Source organism: Sinomonas atrocyanea (assembly GCF_001577305.1).
GTDB lineage: Bacteria > Actinomycetota > Actinomycetes > Actinomycetales > Micrococcaceae > Sinomonas > Sinomonas atrocyanea.
Genome location: NZ_CP014518.1, coordinates 1,427,172 through 1,448,529, shown reverse-complemented (window position 1 = coordinate 1,448,529; position 21,358 = coordinate 1,427,172). Strand labels below are relative to the sequence as shown.

The 21,358-nt window shown below is 71.0% G+C and carries 19 protein-coding genes and 1 riboswitch; of the genes, 7 read left to right on the top strand and 12 right to left on the bottom strand.

Features of this window, described 5'->3' with window-relative positions; translation table 11 throughout:
* Nucleotides 1-4: 4 nt before the first annotated feature.
* The 5 genes from SA2016_RS06760 to SA2016_RS06740 all read right to left on the bottom strand — a co-directional run bounded on the left by SA2016_RS06760 (nucleotide 5) and on the right by SA2016_RS06740 (nucleotide 4,499).
* Nucleotides 5-529, bottom strand: a complete 525-nt coding sequence (locus tag SA2016_RS06760) for a hypothetical protein (RefSeq protein WP_066496842.1) — start codon at nucleotides 527-529, stop codon at nucleotides 5-7.
* A 272-nt stretch (nucleotides 530-801) separates the two neighbouring features.
* Nucleotides 802-1,632: an ABC transporter permease gene (locus tag SA2016_RS06755; RefSeq protein ID WP_066496841.1), complete on the bottom strand. Its 831-nt coding sequence runs from the start codon at nucleotides 1,630-1,632 to the stop codon at nucleotides 802-804.
* Nucleotides 1,629-2,480 carry an ABC transporter permease gene (locus SA2016_RS06750; RefSeq protein ID WP_066496840.1) on the bottom strand — a complete coding sequence of 284 codons (852 nt, stop codon included), beginning with the start codon at nucleotides 2,478-2,480 and terminating at the stop codon, nucleotides 1,629-1,631. Before SA2016_RS06750 ends, SA2016_RS06755 begins: the two co-directional genes overlap by 4 nt.
* Nucleotides 2,473-3,411: an ABC transporter ATP-binding protein gene (locus SA2016_RS06745; RefSeq protein ID WP_229710727.1), complete on the bottom strand. Its 939-nt coding sequence runs from the start codon at nucleotides 3,409-3,411 to the stop codon at nucleotides 2,473-2,475. Before SA2016_RS06745 ends, SA2016_RS06750 begins: the two co-directional genes overlap by 8 nt.
* 83 nt (nucleotides 3,412-3,494) lie before the next feature.
* The gene (locus SA2016_RS06740) at nucleotides 3,495-4,499 is read right to left on the bottom strand and encodes a LysR substrate-binding domain-containing protein (RefSeq protein WP_084249364.1); all 1,005 of its coding nucleotides are present in this window, start codon (nucleotides 4,497-4,499) and stop codon (nucleotides 3,495-3,497) included.
* 196 nt (nucleotides 4,500-4,695) lie between these two features.
* Here SA2016_RS06740 and SA2016_RS06735 point away from each other — a divergent pair, with 196 nt between their 5' ends.
* Nucleotides 4,696-6,081, top strand: a complete 1,386-nt coding sequence (locus SA2016_RS06735; RefSeq protein ID WP_066496835.1) for an MFS transporter — start codon at nucleotides 4,696-4,698, stop codon at nucleotides 6,079-6,081.
* Nucleotides 6,082-6,284: 203 nt separating this feature from the next.
* Here the strand turns inward: SA2016_RS06735 and SA2016_RS06730 are convergent, their stop codons facing one another.
* The 5 genes from SA2016_RS06730 to glyA all read right to left on the bottom strand — a co-directional run bounded on the left by SA2016_RS06730 (nucleotide 6,285) and on the right by glyA (nucleotide 10,994).
* Nucleotides 6,285-6,623 (bottom strand): SHOCT domain-containing protein, encoded by a 339-nt coding sequence (locus SA2016_RS06730; RefSeq protein ID WP_066496831.1) that lies wholly within the window; start codon nucleotides 6,621-6,623, stop codon nucleotides 6,285-6,287.
* 158 nt (nucleotides 6,624-6,781) lie between these two features.
* Nucleotides 6,782-7,450, bottom strand: a complete 669-nt coding sequence (locus SA2016_RS06725) for a response regulator (RefSeq protein WP_066496830.1) — start codon at nucleotides 7,448-7,450, stop codon at nucleotides 6,782-6,784.
* Nucleotides 7,447-8,589: a sensor histidine kinase gene (locus SA2016_RS06720; RefSeq protein WP_066496829.1), complete on the bottom strand. Its 1,143-nt coding sequence runs from the start codon at nucleotides 8,587-8,589 to the stop codon at nucleotides 7,447-7,449. Before SA2016_RS06720 ends, SA2016_RS06725 begins: the two co-directional genes overlap by 4 nt.
* 198 nt (nucleotides 8,590-8,787) lie before the next feature.
* Complete coding sequence (locus tag SA2016_RS06715; protein ID WP_066502107.1) at nucleotides 8,788-9,693, bottom strand: bifunctional methylenetetrahydrofolate dehydrogenase/methenyltetrahydrofolate cyclohydrolase; 906 nt, start codon at nucleotides 9,691-9,693, stop codon at nucleotides 8,788-8,790.
* 8 nt (nucleotides 9,694-9,701) lie between these two features.
* Nucleotides 9,702-10,994, bottom strand: a complete 1,293-nt coding sequence (gene glyA / locus SA2016_RS06710) for a serine hydroxymethyltransferase (RefSeq protein ID WP_066496828.1) — start codon at nucleotides 10,992-10,994, stop codon at nucleotides 9,702-9,704.
* A gap of 103 nt (nucleotides 10,995-11,097) precedes the next feature.
* A riboswitch (ZMP/ZTP riboswitch) is annotated at nucleotides 11,098-11,184 on the bottom strand.
* Between the two features lie 70 nt (nucleotides 11,185-11,254).
* On the opposite strand from glyA, the gene SA2016_RS06705 reads away from it, so the two are divergent.
* Together SA2016_RS06705 and purU are read left to right on the top strand one after the other, a co-directional pair.
* Nucleotides 11,255-12,367 (top strand): NAD(P)-binding domain-containing protein, encoded by a 1,113-nt coding sequence (locus SA2016_RS06705; protein ID WP_066496827.1) that lies wholly within the window; start codon nucleotides 11,255-11,257, stop codon nucleotides 12,365-12,367.
* A gap of 54 nt (nucleotides 12,368-12,421) precedes the next feature.
* On the top strand, nucleotides 12,422-13,270 hold the full coding sequence (gene purU, locus SA2016_RS06700) for a formyltetrahydrofolate deformylase (protein ID WP_066496825.1): 849 nt from the start codon (nucleotides 12,422-12,424) through the stop codon (nucleotides 13,268-13,270).
* 59 nt (nucleotides 13,271-13,329) lie between these two features.
* On the opposite strand, the gene SA2016_RS06695 is transcribed toward purU, so the two are convergent.
* The gene (locus tag SA2016_RS06695; protein ID WP_066496824.1) at nucleotides 13,330-13,851 is read right to left on the bottom strand and encodes a gamma carbonic anhydrase family protein; all 522 of its coding nucleotides are present in this window, start codon (nucleotides 13,849-13,851) and stop codon (nucleotides 13,330-13,332) included.
* Between the two features lie 95 nt (nucleotides 13,852-13,946).
* Between SA2016_RS06695 and SA2016_RS06690 the strand changes: the two genes are divergently transcribed.
* The 4 genes from SA2016_RS06690 (at nucleotide 13,947) to SA2016_RS06675 (ending at nucleotide 19,364) form a co-directional block, all read left to right on the top strand.
* Complete coding sequence (locus tag SA2016_RS06690) at nucleotides 13,947-15,140, top strand: ROK family transcriptional regulator (protein WP_066496823.1); 1,194 nt, start codon at nucleotides 13,947-13,949, stop codon at nucleotides 15,138-15,140.
* A gap of 156 nt (nucleotides 15,141-15,296) precedes the next feature.
* Entirely contained in the window at nucleotides 15,297-16,841 is a 1,545-nt protein-coding gene (mmsA, locus tag SA2016_RS06685; RefSeq protein ID WP_066496819.1) for a multiple monosaccharide ABC transporter ATP-binding protein, read from the top strand.
* 17 nt (nucleotides 16,842-16,858) lie between these two features.
* The gene (mmsB, locus tag SA2016_RS06680) at nucleotides 16,859-18,151 is read left to right on the top strand and encodes a multiple monosaccharide ABC transporter permease (RefSeq protein WP_066496818.1); all 1,293 of its coding nucleotides are present in this window, start codon (nucleotides 16,859-16,861) and stop codon (nucleotides 18,149-18,151) included.
* Nucleotides 18,152-18,263: 112 nt separating this feature from the next.
* Nucleotides 18,264-19,364, top strand: coding sequence for a substrate-binding domain-containing protein (locus SA2016_RS06675; protein WP_066496817.1), 1,101 nt, complete (start codon nucleotides 18,264-18,266; stop codon nucleotides 19,362-19,364).
* Nucleotides 19,365-19,377: 13 nt separating this feature from the next.
* Here SA2016_RS06675 and SA2016_RS06670 read toward each other — a convergent pair whose 3' ends face one another.
* Complete coding sequence (locus tag SA2016_RS06670; RefSeq protein WP_066496815.1) at nucleotides 19,378-21,258, bottom strand: heavy metal translocating P-type ATPase; 1,881 nt, start codon at nucleotides 21,256-21,258, stop codon at nucleotides 19,378-19,380.
* Between the last annotated feature and the right edge of the window lie 100 nt (nucleotides 21,259-21,358).

Genomic DNA, 21,358 nt, shown 5'->3' with positions numbered 1-21,358 from the left:
CACTCTACCCCTCGTCGATGACCGTCCCCGTGAGGGGCGTGCCGTCGTCAGGGCGGAGCATGTCACGGGCGTTCGCGGCCGTGATCTGGATCGTCTCGAGGGCGCGGTCCACCATCTCGCGATCACCTCCGAGGTTCTCGCGGATCACGCGCTCCTGGACCTGAATGATCTTGAACGAGTGGTCGAGCTTGAGGTCGCGGACCTCGTCCACCGAGCGGGCCTCACCGCCGGCGACCGACGGTCCGCGGCCGGTGAGCTGCTCGGCGGCGCGTTCGAAGCGCTCCTGGGCCTTGCGGCCTGCGGTCCGGACGGTGGTGAAGACGAAGAACGCGAAGACCAGCCACCCGAACGAGACGATCGCCACGATCCATCCGATCACGGCGTTCTGGTTCGCCGCGAAGATCACGGCCACGAGGAACGCGAGCACGAGGACCGACAGGCCCAGTGCGCCGACCTTGATGCCTCCTCGGCGGGGCGCCTGGGCGCCGCTGGGCTGGCTGGATGCGTTCTGATGGCCGAGACTCTGCATGGGGTCCATTCTCCCAGACGTCCGCACCGCCGATCGCCGCGCACGCTCCTCCCCCGGCCCCGCTCCACCCCCCGCCCTCCCACCGTCTCGGGTACGCATCTCGTCGCGCTTTCCCCGTCTCGGGTACGCAGGCGGCGGGGACGACGGCAGGTGCCCGGCCCGCGCGGGTCGGGCACCCGCCGTCGTGCGTACCCGAAAGCCCGAAAGGGCGACGAGATGCGTACCCGAAACGGGGCTCGAGGGCGGGTCGGGCGGAAGGATGCCCCCGGCCGTCAGCGCAGGAACAGGGACCGGAGCCGGCCGGTCGTGAAGGCGACCCCCACCAGGATCATGACCGCGTAGTAGAGCAGGTGCACACCCGTGGCGGAGCTGAACGCCCCGATGCTGATCTGCCGCATGAGCTCCACGCCGTGCCAGAGCGGAAAGGCCTGCACGATCCACTGCACCGGCACCGGATAGACCGACAGCGGGTAGAACGTCGCGGAGAACAGGAACATGGGCAGCATGACGAACGTGATCATGTCCATCTGCTGGAACGTCTTCATGTAGCTCGTGACGGCCATCCCGAAGGACGCGAACCCGAAGGCGACCATCACCGACGCCGGCACGAGCAGGAGCGCCCACGGGGTGGTGATGAGGCCCATGACGCCCATGACGCCGGTGAAGCCCAGCGCGTAGAGGAAGCCGCGGAACAGGGCCATGAAGATCTCGCCCATCGCGATGTCGAGCGGGCCGAGGGACGTGTAGAGCATGCCCTGGTAGAGCTTGCCGAAGTGCATCTTGAAGAACACGTTCCACGTGGAGTCGTAGATGGCCCCGTTCATGGCGGAGACCGCCAGGAGTGCGGGCGCGATGTACGCCGCATAGGAGATGGGCGCGCCGCCGGGCCCGGTGACGGTTCCCACCAGGCTGCCGAGCCCGATCCCCATCGAGAGCAGGTAGAACACCGGCTCGAAGAATCCGGAGACGAGGATGATCCAGTTCTGGCTCTTGATGACCCGGAACCCGCGCTCGATCACGGCGCGCGCGTTGCCCGCGTACAGGGCCCCGAGGGGACGGCCGCCCTCCGTGATCGCGTAGTCCTCGTCCGTCAGGGCGCTCACTTGCCCATCCTCTTCGCGTAGTTCCTCCGCGCCCACCAGATGCCCACGGCACCGAGCGCGCCCAGGTACAGCACGTGCACCGCCACGAGCCAGCCCGGCTCGCTCAGGCCGTAGGAGGCCATCCGGCCGAGCTCGTTCCCGTGCCACAGCGGCGAGATCCAGCCGATCCACTGCATGCCCACCGGCATGGTCGCGAGCGGGTAGAACGTGCCGGAGAACAGGAACAGGGGCATGACGATGAAGCGCTGGATCATCGAGAACTGGAAGTTCTCCGACTCGATGTGCGCCGAGTAGGCCATGAGCGGCGCGCCGAAGGCCATCCCGGCGAAGACCCCGATCGGCACGAGCAGCCACGCCCACGGACCCGGGGCGGCGCCGAACGCGAGCATGATGAGGAAGAACACGAGGCACTGGAGTGTCAGGCGCACCCCCACGGCCATGATGTGGCCCGCGGCCAGCTGGCCCGGCACGAGCGGCGTGACGTGCGGGCCGTAGTAGAACCGGCGCCACTTGAACCCGTCCATGACGGGGAACATCATCTCGTTGGCGCTGGTCATGACGGCGCTCGAGACGAGCAGGGCCGGGGCGGCGAACGCGAGGTACCCCACGCCGCCGAACACGCCATGCGCCCCGCCGGCGCTCCTGTCCACGATGGAGGCGAGCCCGACCCCCATCGAGAACAGGTACAACAGCGGATTCCCGACGCTCGTGACGACGATCGTGACGAGGTAGGCCCGCATCGAGCGGAGCACGTGCTCGGCGAAGTAGAACGAGCCCCAGCGGCGCGCCTTGGCCGCCGAGACCTCCGGGGCGTGCGCCGCGAGCCGGGTCCGTGCGGCATCAGTCAATGAGCGACCGTCCCGTCAGGCGCAGGAAGACGTCCTCGAGCGAGGCCCGCCGCACGAGCGAGGTGAGGGGGTGCAGCCCGCGGGCCCGGATGAGCTCGAGCGCCCGCTCGCCGTCCGCGGCGTAGACGAGCACGCGGTCCGGCAGCGCCTCGACGCGGTCGCCGACGCCCTCGAGCTGGCCGGCGACGGCGGCATTCCGCTCCGCGCCGAACCGCACCTCGAGCACCTCCCGGCTCGAGTGCTCACGGATGAGCGCGGCGGGCGAGCCCTCGGCCATGATGCGGCCCTTGTCCACGACGATGAGCCTGTCGCACAGCTGCTCGGCCTCGTCCATGTAGTGCGTGGTCAGCACGAGCGTGACGCCCTGCTCCTTGAGGCGGAACAGGCGGTCCCACAGGACGTGGCGCGCCTGCGGGTCGAGGCCGGTGGTGGGCTCGTCGAGGAGCAGGATCTTGGGCTCGTTGACCAGGGAACGGGCGATGGTAAGGCGGCGCTTCATGCCGCCGGAGAGCGAATCGACCTTCGCGCCCGCCTTGTCCTCGAGCTGGGCGAAGGCGAGGAGCTCGTCGGCGCGCTGGCGCAGGTAGCCCATCGGGAGCCCGAAGTAGCGTCCGTAGACGATGAGGTTGTCCCGGACCCGCAGCTCCTCGTCGAGGTTGTCCTGCTGCGGCACGACGCCGAGGTGCGCGCGGACCTCCGGCCCCTGGCGCTCGGGGTCGAGGCCCATGATCTCGAGCTTGCCGCCGGTGCGCTGGGTGACGCCGCCGATCATGCGCATGGTGGTCGACTTCCCGGCCCCATTGGGCCCGAGGAGGCCGAAGGACTCGCCGGCAGGGACCTCGAAGCTGATGCCGTCGACGGCGCGGAACTCGCCGTAGGCCTTCACGAGCTGCTCGGCGCGGATGACGGTCCGCCTGCCTGCCCCACTCACGGCTGACCCCCCGGCAGTTGCAAAGGCGGAATGTGACACAGGTCGCAGCCTAGTACGGTCCCCCACGTTCCGCAACGAATCTTTCACAACAACGGGGGCGCCCCCTCGGGCGGCGGCGCCGGCTCCCCGGCGGCGGGCGGGCCGGCAGCGCGAGCCGGGGACGCGCCGTCGTGCGCCTCGGGGCGCCCGTATGAGCCGAGCTTCTCGACGGCGTAGTCCAGGAGCGCGGCGGCGCGCGGGGTGAGGGCCATGTCCTCGGGCCAGATGGCCACGACGTGGGTGCGGGTCGCGGGCGGGTCCAGGGGCCGGACCGCCACCGGAAGGCCCTCGACGCTTGCGGGCTGGACGTTGGGGCGGGACATGAGCAGCCCGTAGCCCACCCCGCGGCCCACGAGCGCCTCCACGAGGATGATCTGCGGCACCCTCGCGGCGATGGTGGGCGCCAGCCCGCGGGCGGCGAAGGCCTGGACGGTGTTGACGGTGCTGGGGCTCGCCTCGTAGTGGATCAGCGGCTCGTCGGCGAGGTCTGCGAGGTCGACGGCGTCCCGGGAGGCCAGGGGGTGGTCGGGGTGCAGGTGCGCCTGGAGCTCGGTCGCGTAGATCTCGCGCCGGCTGTAGCCCACGGGCAGGAACATGTCGTACATGATGGCGACGTCGAGACGGCCGGAGTCGAGCGCCGGGAGCAGGTCGTCGTTGGTGCCGACCGTGATCTCGAGGTCGACCCCCGGATGCCGGCGCGGGAAGCCATCCAGGAGGGCGGGGACGATGCTGGTGGCGAAGCTCGCGAAGCATCCCAGCTTCACCGGCCCGCGCAGCTCGTCGCCCCGCCGCGCATCGAGGACGAGCTCGCGGGTGTCCGCGAGGATGCGGCGGGCCTGCACCGCGAAGTGCTGCCCCGCCGGCGTGAGCGCGAGGCCGCGGGCCTTGCGGCGCACGCACAGCTGCTCCCCCACGGTCTTCTCGAGGCTCGTGATGGCCTGGGAGAGCGCCGATTCCGAGATGTGCAGGGAGACCGCGGCCGCGCTGAGCGTGTCGTGGTCGGGCAGGGCGGCGAAGAGCTCGAGCTGTCGCAGCGTCACATCCGCCATGAGGCTCCTATATAAGTTCACTCGAAGTGCTTTGGCGATTATCTGAAGTTTACATTCGGAAGTGGTGTCGGCCACTATGGTCACACCGCCACCTCCGAGCCCGAGCCCGAACGGGCCAGGGCCATCACCGTTCCCCCGCGGCCCCCGCCGCACCATGAGGCATCAGCGACGATGCCGGCCAGCAAGGACACCAGCCATGACGCACACCGGCACCGGCGCCGTCTCCGCCGCAGCGAACCAGCGACGCGTCGCGTTCGCGACGATCATCGGCACCACCATCGAGTGGTACGACTTCTTCATCTACGCCACCGGCGCGGCCCTCGTCTTCGCCGAGCTGTTCTTCAAGCCCGCCGGCGCGAACATCGCCACGCTGCTCTCGTTCGCGACCGTCGGCATCTCGTTCCTCTTCCGCCCGCTCGGGGCGTTCCTCGCCGGGCACTTCGGCGATGTGATCGGCCGCCGGGCGATGCTCGTGATCACCCTCATCCTCATGGGCGCGTCCACGACCCTCATCGGTGTGCTGCCCACGTTCTCGCAGGCTGGCATGGCTGCCCCGGTCCTGCTGCTGCTCCTGCGCATCCTCCAGGGCGTCTCGGCCGGCGGCGAATGGGGCGGCGCGGTGCTCATGGCTGTCGAGCACGCGCCGGCGAAACGGCGCGGCCTCGCGGGCGCGTTCCCGCAGCTCGGCGTGCCGCTCGGCATGCTGCTCGCCTCCGGCGTCATGGCGATCATGACCGGCCTGGTCTCCCCCGGCAAGGCGTTCCTGGAATGGGGCTGGCGCGTGCCGTTCCTGCTGAGCGTCGTGCTGATCGTCGTCGGGTACTTCGTGCGCCGCTCCGTCGAGGAGAGCCCGGTGTTCGCCGAGATCGCCGAGCGCGGCCGCCAGACCAAGGTGCCGATCCTCGTGCTGTTCCGCAAGCACTGGCACCTCGTGATCCTCGCCGCGCTCGTGTTCGTGGGCAACAACGCCGTCGGCTACATGACCACCGGCGGTTTCATCCAGGGCTACGCGACCAGCAAGCTCAAGATGGACGCGACCGCCGTGCTGCTCGCGGCCACCGTCGCCTCCGCCATGTGGTTCGTATCCACCCTCGTGGCCGGCATCCTCGCCGACAAGATCGGCCGGAAGGCCACCTACCTCATCGGCTTCGCCTTCCAGGCCCTGATGGTGTTCCCGCTGTTCTGGTTCGTCAACCTGGGCAACCTCGGCGGCCTCTACGCCGGCCTGGTGCTGCTCTCGATCGGCCTGGGCCTCACCTACGGCCCCCAGGCCGCGTGGTACGCGGAGATCTTCCCGGCCTCGGTGCGCTTCTCCGGCGTCTCGATCTCCTACGCCATCGGGGCGATCCTCGGCGGCGCCTTCGCCCCGACCATCGCCCAGGCGCTCCTGCAGGCCACCGGCTCCACTGCCGCGGTCTCGGCCTACCTGCTCGTCGCGACGCTCGTCTCGATCGGCGCGGTCCTGTGCCTGCGCGACCGGCGGGGCATCCCGCTCGGGCCCGACCACGAGGCCGAGCAGGCCACCGGCGCCACGGTCTTCGGCCCGAACCGCTCTGCCGAGCCCGTGGCCGCGGAGGCCTGACCGCCCATCCGTTCTGGGAGTCACCTCCTGAGAGTCACCTTCCGAGGGTCAGGTCCTGAGAGTCACCTAGCGTGACCTTCGGTTCCTGGCCCTCGGTCGCGACCCACAGGAGGTGCCTCCCAGGAGCTGCCCTTCAGAAGGTGCCCTTCAGAAGGTGACTCCCAGAAGCTGCCCTTCAGGAGGTGACTCCCAGACGTCAGGGCTCAGGGCTGGTAGTAGGGTCCCGGCTCGGCGCCGCGGAGGACCTCGAGGCGCTGGCGGTACTCGGTCTCATCGATGTCGCCCCGAGCGTAGCGCTCACGCAGGATCTCCTCGGCGGCCGCAGGGCCAGCCGGGAAAGGCCCCGGGTAGTGGCCCGGGCCGAAGCGCCCGGCGCCCGCCGCCTGCCCGCGGCGGCCCCACCACATGCGGCGGCCGATGAAGAAGAAGAGGCCCAGAGCGAGGATCCAGAACAGCGGGAAGATCAGGAACCACGGGAACCAGGGGCCGGCCCAGTGGGCGGTCGGGTCGGCGGCGGCTGTGGCATTGAGGACGGCGAACATGGAGGTCTCCTTGGGACTGTGTCGGCTGGACTTCAGCCGCTGATTCCAGTCTTCTCAGCCGGCCCTGCTCCGGCATCGGCCCCGCGGAGTCATCTGGCGGGGGCGGCCTACTCCGCGGGGATCATGCGGGCCTACGCCCGGGACGCGCCCGCCGGGGCTCAGCCGAGCCAGCCCGGCCGCACCAGCCCCGACTCGTAGGCGAGGACCACCACCTGGGCCCGGTCACGCAGCCCGAGCTTGGTCATGGCCCGCGAGACGTGGGTCTTCGCCGTGAGCGGCGTGATGAACAGGCGTGCGCCGATCTCGGCGTTGTTGAGGCCCTGGCCGACCAGGGAGACGACCTCGCGCTCGCGCTCGGTGAGGCCGCTGATGTCCACCGCGGGCGCCTCGGCCGCGGGCGTCCGCTCGGCCGCAAGGCGCGCGAGCAGCCTGCGGGTGACGGACGGCGAGAGCATGGCGTCGCCATCGTGCACGGCGCGCACGGCCCGCACGAGGTCCGCCGGCTCCGTGTCCTTGACCAGGAAGCCGCTCGCGCCGGCCCGGATCGCGCCCGTGACGTACTCGTCCAGCTCGAACGTGGTCAGGATGATGACCTTCAGGCCGTCCGGGGGCGCGGCGAGGATCGACCGCGTCGCCTCGAGCCCGTCGCCGCCGGGCATGCGGATGTCCATGAGGACCACGTCGGGCGCGAGCCTCGCCGCCGCGGCCACGGCGTCCGCCCCGGTCCCGGCCTCGCCGACCACCTCCATGTCCGGCTCGGCGTCGAGGAGCGCACGGAAGCCGGCGCGCAGGAGCGCCTGGTCGTCGACCACCAGGATGCGGATCATCGGCCCTCCCCTGTCTTCCCCTCGGGCAGCTCCGCGTGCACCTGGAGGCCGCCGCGGTCGGTGAGCGTGAGGGTGCCGCCGAGCGAGGCGACGCGTTCGCGCATGCCGGTGATCCCCGCGCCGGGGAGGGACCCGCGGAGGCCGGTGCCGTCGTCGTGCACGTCCACGACGACGCGGCCGCCCTCGCGCGCGATCCGCACGTCGGCGCGGTGCGCGCCGGCGTGCCGCACGGTGTTGGTGAGCGCCTCCTGGACCACGCGGTGCACCACCCGCTGGATGGAGGACGACGGCGGCGGGTCCAGCCGCGCGTCGAGCGTCACCTCGAGCCCGGTCCCCCGCGCATCCTCGATGAGCCCCGGAATGCGGCCGAGCGGGTCCTCGGGGGTGACGGGCGCATCCTGGCGCAGCACACCGAGGAGCTCGCGCACCTCGCCGAGGGCCTCGTGGCTCGTGTGCTTGATGGCCTCGAGGGCGGGCACGAGCTCGCCGGGGTTCTTCTCGGCGAGGTGCAGGGCGACGCTCGCCCTGACGTTGATGAGGGAGAGGGAGTGGGCCACGATGTCGTGGATGTCGCGGGCGAGCTCGAGGCGCTCCTGGTCGCGGACCTCGCGGCGGTGGGACTCCCACTCCCGGCGCCGGGCCGCGGCCCGCTCCCGGCGCACGCGCAGCCCCTCGCCGAGCAGCAGCACGACGACGGTCCAGGCCGCGGCCGCTCCGGCCCCCAGCCAGTTGCCGGCGGGCAGGGTCCAGGCGGCCGCGGCGGCGACGACGGCCAGCCCGGCGCCCCAGGTCCAGCGGCGGGCGCCCGCCGCCGTCGCGAGCGCGAGGGCGAGGGCCGGCGAGGCGAGCACGGGACCCCACGGGTAGCCGAGCCCGAAGTAGACGAGGGTCACCGCAACGACTGCGGCGGCAGCGGGGCCGGGCCTGCGGGCGAGCCCGAGCAGGAACGCGGGACCGGCCACGAGGAGGACGACCGCAAGGGCATCGAGGGGGCGGGCCCCCGGCTGGCGGAACGCCGCCCCGTGCGTGCCCAACACCTGCACGAGGGCGAGCACCACGACGGCCGCGACCCTGATGGGCCACGGGGCGCGGCCGTGCGCCCACGCCTGGCGCGGCCGCGCCCCACTCCACCCCTGCATGGGGCCGAGCCTACGCGCGGGGGCGGGCCGCCGTCGTCGTACGGGAGGCACAGATGCGCCGCCCGGCTGCTCCCGTGGGAGTACGGGCCGCGGGACGGCGCCCCCACACGAATCTGGGGGTCACCTTCTGGGAGTCACACGAGGTGACTTCCAGAAGGTGACCCCCAGAAGATGACTCCCAGAAGGTGACCTTCAGAATCAGGCGAGGCCGGCTGCCCTCTCGGCGGCCTCGACCACGTTGGTCATGAGCAGCGCCACGGTCATGGGGCCCACGCCGCCGGGGTTCGGCGAGATGTAGCCGGCCACCTCGGCGACCTCGGGATGGACGTCGCCGTAGACCTTGGACTTGCCCGTCTCGGGGTCCGTCTCCCGGGTCACGCCGACGTCCAGCACGGCAGCGCCGGGCTTGACGTCCTCGGGCCTGACGATGTGCTTGACGCCGGCGCCGGCCACGATCACGTCCGCGCGGCGCAGGTGCTCCGACAGGTCCGCGGTGCCCGTGTGGGTGATGGTCACGGTCGCATTGATCTCGCGGCGCGTCAGCAGCAGCGGGATCGGCCGGCCGATCGTGACGCCGCGCCCCACCACGACCACGTGCTTGCCCTTGAGGTCGTAGCCGTTGCGGACCAGGAGCTCGATCACGCCCCGCGGCGTGCACGGCAGCGGCGTGTCGATCGTGCCGCTGACGTTCAGCACGAGCCGGCCGAGGTTGGTCGGGTGCAGGCCGTCGGCGTCCTTGGCCGGGTCGATCCGCTCGAGGATCGCGTCCGTGTCGAGGTGCTTCGGCAGCGGCAGCTGCACGATGTACCCGTGGCACGCGGGATCCGCGTTGAGCTCGTCGATGAGGGCCTCGACCTGCTCCTGGGTGGCATCGGCCGGCAGCTCGCGCTGGATCGAGTTCATCCCGATCGCCTCGGACTGCTTGTGCTTCATGCCCACGTAGAGCTGCGAGGCCGGGTCCGCGCCCACCAGCACCGTGGCGATGCCGGGGGTGACCCCGCGGGCCTTGAGCGCTGCGACGCGCTCGGCCAGCTCCTCCTTGATGGCGGACGAGGCAGCCCTGCCGTCGAGGACGACGGCACGGCCCGCTGTCTGAGAGGTCATCGTTCCGCTCACCATTCCTCGTGGCCCGGGTAGAGCGGGAAGTCCTCGGCGAGCTTCGCGACGCGGGCGCGGAGGGCGTCGGCATCGGCGCCGCCCTTCAGCGCGGTGGCGATGATGTCGGCGACCTCGGTGAACTCGGCGGCGCCGAAGCCGCGGGTCGCGAGCGCCGGGGTGCCGATCCGCAGCCCCGAGGTGACCATCGGCGGGCGCGGGTCGAACGGGACGGCGTTGCGGTTGACGGTGATGCCGACCTCGTGCAGGAGGTCCTCCGCCTGCTGGCCGTCGAGCTGGGAGTGGCGCAGGTCCACGAGGACCAGGTGCACGTCCGTGCCGCCGGTGAGGACGGACACGCCGGCGTCCGCCACGTCCTGCTGCGAGAGGCGCTCGGCCACGATCTTCGCGCCCTCGAGGGTGCGCTGCTGGCGCTCCTTGAACTCCTCGGAGCCGGCCACCTTGAACGCCACGGCCTTGGCCGCGATGACGTGCATGAGCGGGCCGCCCTGCTGGCCTGGGAAGACGTTGGAGTTGATCTTCTTGCCGAACTCCTCCTTGGCCAGGATCACGCCCGAGCGGGGGCCGGCCAGGGTCTTGTGCACGGTCGAGGTCACGACGTGGGAGTGGGGCACGGGCGAGGGGTGCAGGCCCGCGGCGACGAGGCCGGCGAAGTGCGCCATGTCGGTCCACAGGAGCGCCCCGACCTCGTCCGCGATCGAGCGGAACGCGGCGAAGTCCAGGTGCCGGGGGTAGGCCGACCAGCCGGCGATGATGACCTGGGGACGCTCGGCAAGGGCCTGCTCGCGGAGCCGGTCCATGTCCACGCGGAAGGTGTCCTGCTCGACCTGGTAGGCCGCGACCTGGTACAGCTTGCCGGAGAAGTTGAGCTTCATGCCGTGCGTGAGGTGGCCGCCGTGGGCGAGCGAGAGACCGAGGATCTTGTCCCCGGGGTTGATCATCGCCGACAGGGCCGCGGCGTTGGCCTGGGCGCCCGAATGCGGCTGCACGTTCGCGTACTCGGCGCCGAAGAGGGCCTTGACGCGGTCGATCGCGAGGTTCTCGGCGACGTCGACGTACTCGCACCCGCCGTAGTACCGCTTGCCGGGGTAGCCCTCGGCGTACTTGTTCGTCAGGACGGAGCCCTGCGCCTCCATGACGGCGCGCGGGGCGAAGTTCTCGCTCGCGATCATCTCGAGGGTGTTGCGCTGGCGGCCGAGCTCCTGGTCGAGGACGGCGGCGATCTCGGGATCGACCTCGCTGAGCGGGAGGTTGCTGACGGCGGACACGAGAGGAGTGGTGGGGCTCACGGGATCTCCTGGATTGTCAGGTGGCGGGAGGCTACTGGTCAGGCTACCGGCCTCCGCGCTCCCGGCGGAACTCTCGCGGCGGAGCATGAAGGCACGGCGTCACGACCCCGGCCCAGGCGTACGATCCGCGGTGTCCCATGTCTGCCGCTCCCCGGTGGTCATCCACCCAACGCCAGTCGCGACGCAGCCAGTCTACCGTGGACCGGCCGGGAACATCGGGGCGCCCGGCGCCGTTCCCTAGGTGATTGATTCGTCAACGAATGGAGTGCGGTGTGGAAGGCCTCGCGGCAGTGGTCATCGGAGCCGGGCAGGCCGGGCTCAGCGCCGCGCACTGGCTGCAGCGGCGTGGCCTCGCGCCCTGGGAGGACTACGTGGTCCTGGACGCCAACGAGGGCCCCGGCGGAGCCTGGCGGCACCGCTGGGATTCCCTGACCTTCGACGCCGCGCACCACCTCCACTCCCTGCCCGGCCTCACCCTCGAGGCGCCGGACCCGCACGAGCCTGCCTCCGCCGTCGTGCGCCGGTACTACGGCGGCTACGAGCGCGCCTTCGGGCTGCCCGTGCTGCGCCCCGCCCGCGTGGCCGCGGTGGAGCACGCGGACGACGGCGCCGCCCTCCTCGTGCGCGCGGCCGACGGGCGCGCGTGGCGCGCCGAGACCGTCATCTCGGCGACCGGGACGTGGGACCAGCCGTACTGGCCCCACTACCCCGGGCGCGAGCAGTTCCGCGGCCGGCAGCTGCACACGCACGACTTCGTCTCGGCCGAGGAGTTCGCCGGCCAGCGCGTCCTCGTCGTGGGGGCGGGGACGAGCGCCCTGCAGTTCCTGCTCCAGCTCGACGCCGCGGGCGCCCGCACCGTCTGGTCGACGCGGCGGCCGCCGCAGTGGACCCACGCGCCGTTCGATGCGGAGTGGGGCGCCGACGTCGAGCGGCGTGTCAGCGAGCGCACCCGCGCCGGACTGCCTCCGCTGAGCGTCTCCGCCGCGACCGGGCTGCCCCTCACGGAGCAGTACCGGGAGGGCATCCGCTCGGGGGTGCTCGTCTCCCGCGGCCCGCTCGCCCGCCTCACACCCGCGGGAGCCGTGCTCGCCGACGGCACCGCGCTCGAGCTCGACGCGGTCCTCTGGGCCACCGGGTTCCGGGCATCCCTCGGGCACCTTGCCCCGCTGCGGGTGCGGGAGCCCGGCGGCGGCGTCCTCATGGGCCCAGACGGCGTGAGCGTGGTCCGGGAACCGCGGCTGTTCCTCGTCGGGTACGGTGCGAGCGCCTCGACCATCGGCGCGACGCGCGCCGGGCGCGCCGCCGCACTGGCCGCGACCCGGCTGCTGCGGCAAGCCTCCGAGCGCGCGGAGGCGGGCGCCGTCGTGCGCTGAGCGGGCGGGCGCCCCCGGCCGGAGCGACACGCCGGGCTCGCTACGCTAGAGCGCGTGAAGCGCAACAGGTTCATCGTGACCCTCTCCTGCCCCGACCGCCCAGGGATCGTGCACGCCGTCTCCGGAGCCCTGCTAGAGGCCGGCTGCAACATCGCCGAGTCCCGGCAGTACGAGAGCCCCCACACGGGCACCTTCTTCATGCGGGTCGAGGTCGAGACGGAGTCGGACCGCGGGGCGCTCGAGGCGTCGCTGGCGCCGGTCGCGGAGGCATTCTCGATGCGGCTGGGCCTGTTCACCGGCGGCCAGCGCGTGCGGACCCTCATCATGTGCTCCAAGGACGGCCGGACGCTCAACGACCTCCTCTTCCAGCAGCGTGCCGGGACCCTGCCGATCGAGGTGCCCGTGGTCGTGTCCAACCACACCGAGCTGGCCCCGATGGCGGACTTCTACGGCGTGCCGTTCGTCCACCTGCCGGTGGATGCGGGGACGAAGGCCGACGCCGAGGCCAAGCTGCTGGCCCTCGTCGAGGAGCACCAGATCGAGCTCGTGGTCCTCGCCCGGTACATGCAGATCCTCTCGGACGGGCTCTGCCGCGCCCTCGAGGGCCGCGCCATCAACATCCACCACTCGTTCCTGCCCTCGTTCAAGGGCGCCAAGCCGTACCACCAGGCGCACGCGCGCGGGGTCAAGATCATCGGCGCGACCGCCCACTACGTGACCGCGGACCTCGACGAGGGGCCGATCATCGAGCAGGAGGTCATCCGGGTGGACCACTCGAAGACGGCCGAGCAGCTCGTGCAGATGGGCCGCGACGTGGAGGGCCGCACCCTGTGCCGGGCCGTGCAGTGGCACGCCGAGCACCGGGTCCTGCTCGACGGGCACCGGACGGTGGTCTTCGCCTGACCCGCCCGCCGGGGTGACCTCGGCCCCCTGCCGGGTGGCCTCGGCGGAGAGCCGGCGGGTCAGCGGCTGTTGGCCTGCCGGTGGGCCCGGGCGAGGTCCACGTAGTGCGCGGCATTCCGGTACAGGCCCTGGACCTCCTCGTCGGTGAGCTCGCGGCGCACCTTCGCGGGCACGCCCGCCACGAGCGACCGCGGGGGCACGTGCGTCCCCTCGAGGACCACGGCGCCGGCCGCGACGAGCGACTCAGCCCCGATCACGGCCCCGTTCATGATGGTCGCGCCCATGCCCACGAGCACGTTGTCCTCCACGGTGCAGCCGTGGACCACGGCGTTGTGGCCCACCGAGACGCCCGCGCCGACCGTACAGGGGAACCCGGCGTCGGCATGCAGGACGACGTTGTCCTGGAGGTTGCTCCCGGCCCCTACCGTGATGGTCGCGGTGTCGGCGCGCACCGAGACCCCGTAGAAGGCACTCGAGTGGTCGGCCAGGTGCGCGTCGCCGATCACGGACGCCGTCGGGGCCACGAAGGCGCTCGGGTGGATGTCCGGAGACTTGCCGCCGAATTCGATCACTGGACTCATGGCCCCAGACTAGTGGCCCTCTCCGAGCCATGACGATGACCCGCCTTGCGTTCATTTCTTGACGACAACAGGGGGCAGAGCGCAAGCTGTGAGGCATGGTCTCCACCCTGCGCTCGACGACGAGCGGCACCGGCAACCCCGGCTCCCAGTCAGCGCTCCGCAAGCTCAACGAGCAGCGCATCGTGGAGGCCCTCATGGCAGGCCCTGCCACACAGGCCGAGCTCTCCCGCCAGACCGGCCTCTCGACCGCCACCGTGTCCAACATCGTCAAGGTGCTCTGCGACGCGAGCGTGGTCGCCACCGAGCCGACCACCAGCTCGGGGCGGCGCGCCCTCAGCGTCCGGCTCAACAGCAACTCGGCGGTCGCGGTGGGCATCGACTTCGGGCGCCGGCACCTGAGGGTGGTGCTCGCGAACCTGGCCTACGAGGTCCTGGCCGAGGAGAGCATGATGCTGCCCCTCGGCCACCAGGCGGACGTGAGCATCACTGCGGCCGTCAACGTGCTCGACCGGCTGCTGGCCGAATCGGGCGTGCGCCGCGAGCACATCGTGGGCGTGGGGGCTGGAATCCCCGGCCCGATCGACCACCGGACCGGGACGGTGGTGCAGGGCGCGATCCTGCCCGAGTGGGTCGGCTTCCAGATCCTCGCCCACCTCGAGGAACGGCTCGGACTGCCCGTCTTCGTCGACAACGACGCCAATCTCGGCGCCCTCAGCGAGGTCACGTGGGGGCCCCACAACGGGGTCGAGAACCTCATGTTCGTCAAGATCGGCTCCGGCATCGGCGCAGGGCTCATCATCAACGGGGCGCCCTTCTACGGGCACGTGGGGGTCACCGGCGAGATCGGGCATTCGACGATCGTGGAGCACGGCCTCGTGTGCCGCTGCGGCAACCGCGGGTGCCTCGAGACGGTGGCCTCGACCACCATCATGTCGGAGCTCCTCAGCAGGGGTCAGCCCGAGCCGATGACCCCGGACGAGATCGTCCAGCGCGCCCACGCCGGCTCGGCGGCCGTGCTGCGGGTGCTCGACGACGCCGGGCTGGCGGTCGGCCGCGCGCTCGGCGCCGTCGCCAACCTCATCAGCCCCGAGGTGATCGTCATCGGCGGCCCCCTGGCGGGGCTCGGGGAGATCCTCCTCGAGCCGATCAGGCGCGGTCTGCTGCGCCACGCGGTGCCGCTCGTGGGCGAGACGACCGCCCTCGCGATGTCCGCCCTGGGGGCCCGTGCGGAGGCCTTGGGGGCGGCCGCACTCGTGTTCCAGAACGCGGACATCTCCCACCACTCCTGAGGGTCCGGCGGGCCCGGGAATCGGAGCCCCACCCTCAGATTGCGTTCAAGCCTTGACGACAAGACCGCAGAGATTGTTTACTTTCTACTCAGACGGCGCCGATCCTTGGCCGCCGGACAATGAAGTTCGACCTGATGACCAGGAGGCAAGGGGCACATGGCGCCGAACGAACCCGTCATCCTCGAAATGCGGTCCATCACCAAGGAGTTCCCGGGCGTGAAAGCGCTCGCGGACGTGAACCTGAGGGTGAAGGCCGGCGAGATCCACGCGATCTGCGGGGAGAACGGAGCTGGCAAGTCCACGCTCATGAAGGTCCTCTCCGGGGTCTACCCCCACGGGAGCTACGCCGGGGAGATCGTCTTCCAGGGCCAGGTCCAGGAGTTCAAGGACATCCGGGCCAGCGAGGCCGCGGGGATCGTGATCATCCACCAGGAGCTCGCGCTCATCCCCGAGCTGTCCATCATGGAGAACATCTTCCTGGGCAACGAGCCTTCCCGCCGCGGCGTGATCGACTGGAAGGAGGCCCGCCGGCGGTCGCTGGACCTCCTCGCCCGGGTCGGGCTCTCCGACGATCCCGACACCCCGGTCAAGGAGATCGGCGTCGGCAAGCAGCAGCTGGTCGAGATCGCGAAGGCACTGAACAAGTCCGTCAAGCTCCTGATCCTCGACGAGCCGACGGCTGCGCTGAACGAGTCCGACTCCCAGCACCTGCTGGACCTGATCGTGGGCCTGAAGGGCCGCGGGGTCACCTCGATCATGATCTCCCACAAGCTCAACGAGATCGAGCAGATCGCGGACGAGATCACGATCATCCGCGACGGCCGCTCGATCGAGACGCTCAACGTCAAGCGCGACGGCGTCGACGAGGACCGCATCATCAAGGGCATGGTGGGGCGCACCCTCGAGTCCCGCTTCCCCGACCACACCCCCACCGTGGGCGAGGTCCTGTTCGAGGCCAAGGGCTGGACGGTGCAGCACCCCGTGATCGCCGACCGGCTCGTGTGCAAGGGCTCCGACTTCTTCGTCCGCAAGGGCGAGATCGTCGGCTTCGCCGGGCTCATGGGCGCCGGCCGGACCGAGCTGGCGCGCAGCATCTTCGGCCACTCCTACGGCAAGTTCATCTCCGGGCACACCTACCTGAACGGCAAGGAGGTCCGCATGCACACCGTCTCCCAGGCGATCGAGGCGGGCCTCGGCTACGTCACCGAGGACCGGAAGTCCCTCGGCCTGAACCTGCTCGACGACATCAAGACGACCACCGTCTCGGCCGCGCTGAAGAAGATCACCCGGGGCCTCGTCGTCGACCGCAACCGCGAGTACCAGGTCGCCGAGGAGTACCGCCGCTCGCTGCGGACCAAGACCCCCAACGTCGACGAGGGCGTCGCCAAGCTCTCCGGCGGGAACCAGCAGAAGGTCGTCCTGGCCAAGTGGATGTTCACGGATCCCGAGCTGCTGATCCTCGACGAGCCCACCCGCGGCATCGACGTCGGCGCGAAGTACGAGATCTACGGGATCATCCAGCGCTTGGCCAGCCAGGGCAAGGGCGTGATCGTGATCTCCTCGGAGCTGCCCGAGCTGCTGGGACTCTCGGACCGCATCTACACGATCTTCGAGGGCGCCATCACCGGCGTCCTGACCAAGGAAGAGGCCACGCAGGAGAGCCTCATGAAGCTCATGACCCAGGCCCGCAAGGCAGCCTGAGAGACGAAGGACCAACCATGGACGCCCTCAAGAAGCTCTTCGGCGGCAACAGCCGCCAGTTCGGGATGATCTTCGCCCTCGTGGCCCTGATCATCCTGTTCCAGATCCTCACCGGCGGGCTCACGCTCACGCCGGACAACGTGATCAACCTCTTTAACGGCAACTCGTACATCCTGATCCTGGCCATCGGCATGGTCCTCGTGATCATCGCCGGCCACATCGACCTCTCCGTCGGCTCGATCGCCGCCGCCGTCGGCATCATCGTCGCCATCGCGATGCGGGACTGGGGCCTTCCCTCCTGGGTCGGGATCATCCTCGGCCTCGTCATCGGCGCGGTCATCGGCGCCTGGCAGGGCTTCTGGGTCGCCTACATCGGCATCCCCGCCTTCATCGTGACCCTCGCCGGCATGCTCATCTTCCGCGGCGTGAACCAGTGGATCGGCCAGTCCAACACCGTCCCGGTCCCCAAGGACTTCCAGTTCATCGGCGCCGGCTACCTGCCCGAGATCGGCCCCGACACCACCTACAACAACCTCACGCTCCTCATCGGCATCATCGGCGTCGCCGCGGTGGTCTTCTTCGAGCTGCGCTCCCGCCGCGAGGCCAGGGCGCTCGGCGCCGAGGTCCCCGAACTGTGGGTCACCGTGACCAAGCTCGTGCTCATCAGCGCCGCCATCCTCTACGCGACCTACCTCTTCGCCACCGGCCGCCCCGGTACCTCCTTCCCGGTCCCGGGCATCATCCTCGGCGTCCTCGTGCTCATCTACGGCTTCATCTCCTCCAAGACCGTGATCGGCCGCCACGTCTACGCCGTCGGCGGCAACCGCCACGCGGCCGAGCTCTCCGGCGTCCAGTCCAAGAAGGTCAACTTCCTGGTGATGATGAACATGGCGATCCTCGCCGCCCTCGCCGGCATGGTCTTCGTGGCCCGCTCCACCGCCTCCGGCCCGTTCGACGGCACCGGCTGGGAGCTCGACGCGATCGCGGCCGTGTTCATCGGCGGCGCCGCCGTCACCGGCGGCGTCGGCACCGTGATCGGCTCGATCGTCGGTGGCCTCGTCATGGCCGTGCTCAACAACGGCCTCCAGCTCCTCGGCATCGGCGCGGACCGCACCGCCATCATCAAGGGCCTCGTCCTCCTCGCCGCCGTCGCATTCGACGTCTACCAGAAGTCCCAGGGACGCCGCTCCATCATCGGCCTGCTCCTCCGCGGCGCCGGCGGCGGCAGGGGCGGCACCGGCACCACAGGGACCCCGCTCCAGCCGGACGAGACCACCAAGACCAGCGAAGTCCTCGCCAAGGACGCCTGACGCACGACGCCGGCCGCGCGCCCGGGCGCGGCCGGCGCCTCCCCTTCCGGGCACCACCAGACCCCCACGATTCCGCAACCGGATCCATAGGAAACCACAGAAAGCAGAAACCATGCGCATGTTCGGTACGGCAGGAAAGGCCGCGGCCGTCGTGGCCATCGCGGCGCTCGCACTGACAGGCTGCGGACGCTCGGAGTCGAGCAGCTCCAGCAGCGCCAGCGGCGGCACCGGCGGGTTCCCCGCGGGCTCGACGATCGGCGTCGCCCTCCCCCAGAAGACGTCGGAGAACTGGGTCCTCGCGGAGGGGCTGTTCAACGATGGGCTCAAGGCTGCGGGCTTCAACCCGGATGTCCAGTTCGCCAACGGCGGCGTCTCGGAGCAGCAGAACCAGATCTCGGCCATGGTCACCAAGGGCGCCAAGGTCATCATCGTGGGCGCCATCGACGGCTCCCAGCTGGGCACCCAGGTGCAGCAGGCCAAGGCCGCCGGCGCCACGGTCATCGCCTACGACCGCCTCCTGAAGAACACGGACGCGGTGGACTACTACGTCGCGTACGACAACTACAAGGTCGGCCAGCTGCAGGGCCAGGCGCTCCTGGACGGCATGAAGGCGAAGAAGCCGAACGGCCCGTACAACGTCGAGCTGTTCGCCGGGTCCCCTGACGACGCCAACGCGAAGGTCTTCTGGGATGGGGCGATGAACATCCTCCAGCCCAAGATCGACGACGGCACGCTCAAGGTGCTCTCGGGCCAGAAGTCCTTCGACCAGGCAGTGACCCAGGGCTGGAAGGCGGAGAACGCGCAGAAGCGCATGGACACCATCCTCGCCGCGAGCTACAACTCCGCGCCGCTGGACGGCGTGCTGTCCCCGAATGACACCCTGGCCCGCGCGATCATCACCTCCGTGAAGAGCGCCGGAAAGCCGGTCCCGGTCGTCACCGGCCAGGATTCCGAGGTCGAGTCGGTCAAGTCCATCATGGCGGGCGAGCAGTACTCGACCATCAACAAGGACACCCGCAACCTCGTGGCCAAGGCCATCGACATGGTCAAGAAGCTCCAGGCGGGCCAGAAGCCGGACATCAACGACGACAAGTCCTACAACAACGGCGTCAAGACGGTCCCGGCCTTCCTGCTGCCGCCCCAGATCGTCACGAAGGCCAACGCCAAGGAGGCCTACGCCAACGACCCGACGCTGAGCAAGCTCACCCAGTAGTCTCCCCGAGCGCTCAGCCTCTGACGGCGGCCGTCCCCACTGCGGGGGCGGCCGCCGTCGCCGTCTGCCGTCCTCCGCGGATCGCGCGCAGGGCGTTGAGGATGGTCGCGAGGTCCACCGCCTCCTGCAGGAGGGCGCCGACGACGGGGGGCAGCAGGCCGGTGAGGGCTACCGCCATCAGGCCCACGCTCAGGGCGATGCCGAGCCAGATGGACTGGAGCGCCACCCGCACGGTGCGCTGCGAGATCTCGACGGCATCCGCCGCCCGGGAGATGTCGTCGACGAGCACCACCGCGTCCGCGGACTCGCTGGCCGCCGTCGAGCCGCGGGCGCCCATGGCGATCCCGACGTCGGCTGCGGCGAGGACGGGCGCGTCGTTGACGCCGTCGCCCACCATGAGGACGGGGCGCGGCTGTGCTGCCCGGACGATCTCGACCTTGTCGAGCGGCAGCAGCTCCGGGCGCACGTCCGTGACGCCGAGGTGGGAGGCGATGCTGTGGGCGGTCGACGCGCCGTCGCCCGTGAGCATGACCGTGTGCCGCGCGCCCAGATCGCCGAGGCGGGCGAGGGTGGCACGGGCCTCGGGCCGCGGGAGGTCCCGCAGCACGACGACACCGGCGAACGCGCCGTCGACCGCCACGTAGACGGCCAGCTCCCCCGGTTCGAGCGGGGGCTCGGGGATCGGGCGGCCCGTCTCGGCCGCCACGAAGGCCCGCTTGCCGACGAGGACGCGCTGGCCGGCAATCTCGGCGAGGACTCCGTTCGTCGCGGCCTCCTCCGCTCCCCCGCCCGGGAGGAGGACGACCCCCTGGGCCACGGCCGCCTCGACCACGGAGGCGGCGAGCGCGTGGGTCGAGTACTGCTCGGCGGAGGCGGTGAGCGTGAGGAGCTGCTCGGCGTCGAACCCGCGCTCGGGCCGGACCGCGACGAGCTCGGGACGCCCGCGCGTGAGCGTGCCGGTCTTGTCGAAGGCGGCGGTCTTCACCCGGGAGAGCAGCTCGAGCACCGCGCCGCCCTTGACGATCACGCCGTGCTTCGCGGCCCGGCTCATGCCGCCCATGAAGGCGACCGGGGCCGCGATGAGCAGCGGGCACGGCGTGGCGACCACGAGCACCTCGGCGAACCGCCGAGGGTCGCCGGAGACCCACCAGCCGACCCCGCCGACGGCGAGGGAGAACAGCGTGAAGGGGACGGCGTACCGGTCCGCGAGGCGCACCACCGGCGCCCGGCTCGCGGCGGCCTCGCGGACGAGCGCCACGATCTGGGAGAACTGGCTGTCCGCCGCGGTGGCCGTGGCACGGAGCACGGCCGCCCCTGTCCCGTTGATGGAGCCGGAGAGGACGGGCTCGCCGGCCAGCCGGTCCACGGGTAGGCTCTCCCCCGTCAGGGAGGACTCGTCGAAGGTCGCGGCCGGGGATTCGAGGGTGCCGTCGACCGGGACCACCTCGGCGGGACGCACCACGAGCAGGTCCCCCGGCATGACCTCCTCGAGCGCCACGTCTTCCACGGTCCCGTCCGCCGCCTGCCGGTGCGCCGCCCTGGGGGCGCGGTCGAGCAGGGCGGTGAGCTCGCGCTTGGCCCTCCCGGCGGCGTAGTCCTCGAGCGCCTCGCCGCCGGAGAGCATGAGCACGATGATCACGGCAGCGATGTACTCGCCCACGAGCAGGGTCGCGACAATGGCTGTGACGGCGAGGATGTCGAGGCCGAAGTGGCCCCGGAGGATCTCCCGGACCATCGTGATGAGGGTCCAGGCGCCCACCGCGCCGGCGAACACGCTCGCCGTGATGAGCGCGGCGTCCCCCTGGCCGAGGCCGGCGAGGAGCAGGGCAGCCGCCAGCACGACGAGGGCAGCGATGACGATCGGATACCTGCGGGCGAGACGGAGCGTCCTCATGGTCCGATCCTCCCGCCCGCCGTGGCGCCCGTCCAGCAGGGCACTGGCCGCCGGACGTCGGCGCCGCGTGGCCGCGGCCGCCGCCCCGCGGGCCGTGGAA

Coding starts and splice junctions, on each gene's coding strand:
- mmsA (WP_066496819.1), top strand. CDS start 15,297: ATGGCGCCGAACGAACCCGTCATCCTCGAAATGCGGTCCATCACCAAG.
- SA2016_RS06720 (WP_066496829.1), bottom strand. CDS start 8,589: ATGCAGGGGTGGAGTGGGGCGCGGCCGCGCCAGGCGTGGGCGCACGGC.
- SA2016_RS06730 (WP_066496831.1), bottom strand. CDS start 6,623: ATGTTCGCCGTCCTCAATGCCACAGCCGCCGCCGACCCGACCGCCCAC.
- SA2016_RS06705 (WP_066496827.1), top strand. CDS start 11,255: ATGGAGTGCGGTGTGGAAGGCCTCGCGGCAGTGGTCATCGGAGCCGGG.
- SA2016_RS06725 (WP_066496830.1), bottom strand. CDS start 7,450: ATGATCCGCATCCTGGTGGTCGACGACCAGGCGCTCCTGCGCGCCGGC.
- SA2016_RS06695 (WP_066496824.1), bottom strand. CDS start 13,851: ATGAGTCCAGTGATCGAATTCGGCGGCAAGTCTCCGGACATCCACCCG.
- SA2016_RS06715 (WP_066502107.1), bottom strand. CDS start 9,693: ATGACCTCTCAGACAGCGGGCCGTGCCGTCGTCCTCGACGGCAGGGCT.
- SA2016_RS06670 (WP_066496815.1), bottom strand. CDS start 21,258: ATGAGGACGCTCCGTCTCGCCCGCAGGTATCCGATCGTCATCGCTGCC.
- SA2016_RS06690 (WP_066496823.1), top strand. CDS start 13,947: ATGGTCTCCACCCTGCGCTCGACGACGAGCGGCACCGGCAACCCCGGC.
- SA2016_RS06740 (WP_084249364.1), bottom strand. CDS start 4,499: ATGGCGGATGTGACGCTGCGACAGCTCGAGCTCTTCGCCGCCCTGCCC.
- mmsB (WP_066496818.1), top strand. CDS start 16,859: ATGGACGCCCTCAAGAAGCTCTTCGGCGGCAACAGCCGCCAGTTCGGG.
- SA2016_RS06760 (WP_066496842.1), bottom strand. CDS start 529: ATGCAGAGTCTCGGCCATCAGAACGCATCCAGCCAGCCCAGCGGCGCC.
- SA2016_RS06675 (WP_066496817.1), top strand. CDS start 18,264: ATGCGCATGTTCGGTACGGCAGGAAAGGCCGCGGCCGTCGTGGCCATC.
- SA2016_RS06735 (WP_066496835.1), top strand. CDS start 4,696: ATGACGCACACCGGCACCGGCGCCGTCTCCGCCGCAGCGAACCAGCGA.